The organism is Sulfuriflexus sp. (genome assembly GCF_032250955.1).
Taxonomy (GTDB): domain Bacteria; phylum Pseudomonadota; class Gammaproteobacteria; order AKS1; family AKS1; genus Sulfuriflexus.
This window is the reverse complement of record NZ_JAVVES010000109.1, coordinates 1-4,941: the sequence shown is the minus strand read 5'-3', so window position 1 is coordinate 4,941 and position 4,941 is coordinate 1. Positions and strand designations below refer to the sequence as shown.

General features: G+C 48.1%; 6 protein-coding genes. 4 read left to right on the top strand and 2 right to left on the bottom strand.

Features of this window, described 5'->3' with window-relative positions; genetic code table 11:
• The first annotated feature begins 280 nt into the window (after positions 1-280).
• The 3 genes from RQ738_RS13145 to RQ738_RS13135 are packed head-to-tail and all read left to right on the top strand — an operon-like array spanning position 281 to position 1,356.
• Positions 281-733 (top strand): hypothetical protein, encoded by a 453-nt coding sequence (locus tag RQ738_RS13145; protein ID WP_314165756.1) that lies wholly within the window; start codon positions 281-283, stop codon positions 731-733.
• Positions 734-780: 47 nt separating this feature from the next.
• Positions 781-1,059 carry a type II toxin-antitoxin system RelE/ParE family toxin gene (locus RQ738_RS13140; RefSeq protein WP_314165755.1) on the top strand — a complete coding sequence of 93 codons (279 nt, stop codon included), beginning with the start codon at positions 781-783 and terminating at the stop codon, positions 1,057-1,059.
• Between the two features lie 9 nt (positions 1,060-1,068).
• Positions 1,069-1,356: a HigA family addiction module antitoxin gene (locus tag RQ738_RS13135; RefSeq protein ID WP_314165754.1), complete on the top strand. Its 288-nt coding sequence runs from the start codon at positions 1,069-1,071 to the stop codon at positions 1,354-1,356.
• 168 nt (positions 1,357-1,524) lie between these two features.
• On the opposite strand, the gene RQ738_RS13130 is transcribed toward RQ738_RS13135, so the two are convergent.
• Entirely contained in the window at positions 1,525-2,439 is a 915-nt protein-coding gene (locus RQ738_RS13130) for a JmjC domain-containing protein (protein WP_314165752.1), read from the bottom strand.
• A 429-nt stretch (positions 2,440-2,868) separates the two neighbouring features.
• On the opposite strand from RQ738_RS13130, the gene RQ738_RS13125 reads away from it, so the two are divergent.
• Positions 2,869-3,984 (top strand): porin, encoded by a 1,116-nt coding sequence (locus RQ738_RS13125; RefSeq protein ID WP_314165751.1) that lies wholly within the window; start codon positions 2,869-2,871, stop codon positions 3,982-3,984.
• 302 nt (positions 3,985-4,286) lie between these two features.
• On the opposite strand, the gene RQ738_RS13120 is transcribed toward RQ738_RS13125, so the two are convergent.
• A complete protein-coding gene (locus RQ738_RS13120; RefSeq protein ID WP_314165750.1) occupies positions 4,287-4,796 on the bottom strand; it encodes an REP-associated tyrosine transposase in 510 nt (169 codons plus the stop codon).
• Between the last annotated feature and the right edge of the window lie 145 nt (positions 4,797-4,941).

Sequence of the window (4,941 nt, the reverse complement as noted above, 5' to 3'; positions counted from 1 at the left end):
GATACACATTCATCACACACCCTGATACGCTGATAGCTAAACAGCCTATCGAGAGAGATACAAGGTCGGATTAGGCATGGTATGCCGTAATCCGACGCGGGTTTTCAGATCATATTGTTCTACAATTCCGGGGACAGTATCTGAATTAAAGTTCTCTGGATTCCCGCCTGCGCGAGAATGACGAAGTTGAAATATACACTACAGATTTACGTTACTAGAAATTCTTCTAGTAACACCACAAGGAAACGACGTGCGAAACGTCAATTAAAAAGGAGTTAGTATGAAATATCTACAAATAGTCGTTATAAGCCTGGTTTTAATCATCGCTGGTTGTGCTACATCGGGCAGCCAGTCGCCACGGCAGGCTGCGGTCACTTCCGCGCAGTTGTTTAAATTCAAGCCGTCTCATCTCATGTGGGTGCCGTCCGGCGGGGGTATTGCAACCAGCCTCGCGGCGGCCATGGTCAGTAGTGCCGGAACCGACTCACCCCAGGTTGCCGCGCTGGTGGAAGCAATGAAGCCCGCGAAGTCTCAAGATGTTCGCATAGGGGTTTCTGGGCCGAACAGCCAGCTCACGGCAAACGTCATTATTGCTGCGCTGAATAATTCGGCGGGCCAATTACCCAATCTGCATCTTGCCTTCATTGGCTCTCGTGAACAAGAAGCGGACGTTCGTAAAGCGGTTAATGCTAAAGGCGGTGAATTTTTGTTTTCTGATGTGTCGAGAAGCTAAATACGAGCTAATTGACACCCGTAACGACACAGGGTACACTTAGGCAAATGATCCAAAACTTTAAACATAAAGGTCTTGAATTGTTTTTTAAAACAGGCCGTAAATCGGGTATTCAGGCAAGGCATTCAAATCGACTTGGATTAATACTTGGTCGCCTGAATGTCTCTACATCGCCGGATGATATGAATTTGCCAGGTTTATTTCTGCATCCATTATCGGGAAGTAGGGCGAAAATATGGTCTGTTCGTGTAAGTGGTAATTGGCGCGTTACCTTTCGTTTTAATGGTGAGCATGCTGAAGTTGTAAACTATGAAGACTATCATTGAGGTTAGTTTATGTTAATGCACAATCCCCCGCATCCGGGCAAGGTTATAAAAGAACTTTGTTTAGAGCCATTGGGTTTAACTGTCACTGATGCAGCCAAAGGCCTCGGCATTAGTCGTAAAACGCTTTCAAGTATTCTTAATGGTAAAGCAGGCATAAGCCCTGAAATGGCAGTGCGTTTATCGATCGCTTTTAATACATCATCTGAAAGTTGGTTAAATCAGCAAACGCAATATGAACTGTGGCAAGCAGAACAACATCGCAAAGAGCTTGATGTTGCTCATTTATACGTTGCTTGAAGTTGTTTAATTAGGCTCAGTACTTAAAATCCCTTCAGGCTTTATTAAGTATTTTCTGATCCCTAACGGGCTCTGGCCACTCGAATTAATCTGATTGTTCTAAACACATCACTATAAAAAGGATTTTAATAGTGCGGTTACCTCGTTACTTCGTTGAAGCCAGCCATGTCAGAAGTATTTCGAGAGTGCGCTAACGGCCGATGACCTTCCTATGCATGAACGAAATTGCTGCGCGTCACTCTTGAGATCCTTTGTCGCTGTTGCCAGCATATTCTGAAAATCGCCTGACTGTAGTAGCGAGGCATATCGTTGTATGACCTGTTTTGTGGAGGCATAGGGTTCTTCACAGGCGTGGTCATACATGTGGTTAGCTTCAGTAGTGATTTGCTCAACACTGGGGCTGCTATCGACCAGGTCGAAGGCCAGGTGCAGGCTGTGATCACCTGTCGTCTGGCACATGTGCGGGACGCCGGCCCTGACATACAGGGCATCGCCGGGCTTCATTGTGATCTGTTTTATCTTTGGCCCCATTTGTTCGCTGTTGAGATGCGTGGTGTTTGCATAACGGCGTTGCTGGGGTGCATAGATGTTCCATAACTTCTTGCCGGATAGCTGGATTACCAGCACATCATCAGAGTCACAATGACCCTCGTAGGCTTCATTACCGGGTTGCGAGAAGAAAGCGACACAGTTGGAAAGCGAGCATGGCAACTCGTTTTCAAGCCGGGCGACGAAAGCATTGATTGATGCGTCAAGGATATCAACACCCTCAAGCACAACCGCGGCACCGTTTTGTAACTCCTGGTTCATGAACTGTTTGTCCATGAACTGCAGCTGGTTGCTTTGCACGGTCTTGAACATACCCGAGGACGTGAGTGAGACAGACTTTCCCTGCTTAACGAGGTTCACCCAGGCAGGGTTTAACAAGGGGTTGTTTAAATGTTCCTGCAATGCCTTGACGGTAAAAAACCCGGGTGAGGATACAAGCTTTGCGGCATAGGCATAATCTGCGGGAGGGGTTTGACGTTGTTTCAGGTAGAAATCAAGAAAGACTTCGAGTTCTTTATCTAATTCGCTAATCATCCAAATGCCCCCGGGCGTGTATGTGTTGTTGTTTGCAGGTTGAGTAGTATAAACGCTAATAGCCTGGCTGACAGGTGTTGTCGGGCCGGCTGAACGGGGGTGAGGGTGGCTGATTTGCACACTAAAGCGTGCCAGCAGGCGTCGTAGCCCAGGCAGGGCATATCTATATACAGTGCCGTGGGGCCGATGCCCAGAGAGTTGCCAGCGGTTATCGAGGCAGAACCTCAATCTAACCCATTGATATAAAGGGTTAATTATGAATGCCTTTCGATGCTAATCCGTCGGTATACCCGCCGAGGTGGTATAAAAACAACGCTTTTGACCCCTGTTGTTTTTTTACGAAAAACTGTTGCACAAACCCCTAATCTTGGCTATGGTTGCATGGTCGATTGACTTATAACCATAAGAGTATTTTTAGGAGAAACTTCTATGAACAAGAAATTCCTCGCAATTGCAGTGTCTGCAGCCATGCTGGCTCCAGCCTTTGCTTCTGCTGATGTAAAGCTTTTCGGTCGTGTGCAGGTCGAATACAATGTCGAAGACTCAGATGCTACTGGCGTAGACAGCGTTCAGGCTGTTGACGACAACGCTGGCCAGTCCCGTATCGGTATCCAGTTCAGCGAAAAGCTGGGCGGCGGCCTGACTGCCTTCGGTAAGGCTGAATTCCGTATTGACCCTGCTGACAATAGCAGCGGTGGTACAAATGGTACTGCTGAATCTGTTTCTGGTGCTCTTGGTCAGCGTGATGTCCATGTTGGTCTCAAGAGTTCCTGGGGTTCACTGGCCGCTGGTTCATTCAACTCACCATACAAGACCGCCGGTGGCGTGAAGTGGGATCCATGGACAGCAACTCACCTGCAGGCTCGTCGTGCCGGTGGTATGTCCGGTGGTACCGGTATCGGTGGTCACAATGGCTTTATGCGTAACACCATCTACTACACCTCACCAAACGTAAACGGCTTCCAGGCACAGTTCGCGATTGCTCCTGATGAAACCAATGCTGATGCAACCGAAAACATTGTTGATGGCGATAACGATTACAGCCTGGCCCTGCAGTACAAGAATGGCCCATGGCATGCAATCTTTGCGCACAATCGTAATAACAACCCGTCAGCAATGGACGATGAGACTCTGACCAAGGTCGGCCTGCGTTGGAACTCTGGTGCTATTACTCTGGCTGGTCAGTACGAAGTGATCAAGGATGCTGACCGTGCTGCGTCTGGTTTCACCCCAGGTGACAATAATACTGGCCAGGATTATCATGCCGGTACAGTTGGTGCCGGGCAGAATGATGCTGATATCCTGTGGCTGAATGGTCAGTACAAGGCCGGCAACAACATCTTCACTCTTTCATGGGGTAACACCGATGTTGATGGTACTGGTGCTAATCCAGATGCAGATTACGATTACTGGGCAGTGGGCGTTATCCACAAGTTCAGCAAGCAGACGCGTATCTTCGGTGGTTACACACAGACAGATGGCGACAACAATGGCAATGCTAACGACCGTGATGCATGGTCAGTTGGTATCCGTAAAGACTTCTAAGATTAGTTAATAATCTTATTGTCTAGAGACGGGGTGCTATGGCACCCCGTTTTTTTTTTGCTCTTTTGTAGGTCGGGTTAGGAGTGGTAACGACGTAACCCGACGTGCCCATGTTAAATTTTATTGTCGGATTACGAGTTGCTCCGCACCTCTAATTCGACCTACGGGTGCTTTTTCTGGTTTTGTAGGTCGGGTATACCGTATGCCCACATACATAATCCGACGTGCCCATGTCAAATCCCGCGTCGGATTACAGTTGCATTTCATGCGCCCTAATCCGACCTACATGTGAATGCTGAACGTTATTCACCACCTGTATCTTCGGGCAATTGCAGGCCATTACTTCCCCAATCTTTCGGGTATATACCGGATAAAAAATATCGCTGGAAACTTGAATGCGGCCAATCTAACGGCCTTTGCACGTAGCCGTGTTTCACCGGGTTGTAGTGGATATAGTCGAGATGGTGTTGATAATCGAGGTCATTGCGTAACAAATGCTCCCAGTAACGTGGTTGCCAGGGGCTTTTCCCAGAATATAGATCTGATTCATAATGCTTCGTAAACCATGTCTTGATCAGCCTCCAGCGCGTGGCAAAGTCATGGTCATCCGACGGCAGTGTCCAGATACAATGTAGATGATCGGGCAAGAGCACGAAAGCGTCTACCTTGAAGGGGTATTTTGTCCTGACGTGGCTGAAGGCCTCATACAAGGCCTTTACTGCCGCTTTGTCACAGAAGACAGGTTGGCGTTGCGCGGTGACGAGGGTGAAGAAATAGCACCCGCCGGGGGTGAAAAGTCGTCGATATTGCATGGCCATTCCTTTGGCTTGGAGTGAATTTTATAGCGTTCACGTCGGATTACGAACGCATTCCATGCGTTCTAATCCGACCTTGTATCTCTCTCGATAGGCTGTTTAGCTATCAGCGTATCAGGGTGTGTGATGAATGTGTATCCGA

What these genes read in the sequence shown, in the direction of transcription:
- RQ738_RS13145 (WP_314165756.1), top strand. Translation starts at nt 281, where the DNA reads ATGAAATATCTACAAATAGTCGTTATAAGCCTGGTTTTAATCATCGCT.
- RQ738_RS13140 (WP_314165755.1), top strand. Translation starts at nt 781, where the DNA reads ATGATCCAAAACTTTAAACATAAAGGTCTTGAATTGTTTTTTAAAACA.
- RQ738_RS13135 (WP_314165754.1), top strand. Translation starts at nt 1,069, where the DNA reads ATGTTAATGCACAATCCCCCGCATCCGGGCAAGGTTATAAAAGAACTT.
- RQ738_RS13130 (WP_314165752.1), bottom strand. Translation starts at nt 2,439, where the DNA reads ATGATTAGCGAATTAGATAAAGAACTCGAAGTCTTTCTTGATTTCTAC.
- RQ738_RS13125 (WP_314165751.1), top strand. Translation starts at nt 2,869, where the DNA reads ATGAACAAGAAATTCCTCGCAATTGCAGTGTCTGCAGCCATGCTGGCT.
- RQ738_RS13120 (WP_314165750.1), bottom strand. Translation starts at nt 4,796, where the DNA reads ATGCAATATCGACGACTTTTCACCCCCGGCGGGTGCTATTTCTTCACC.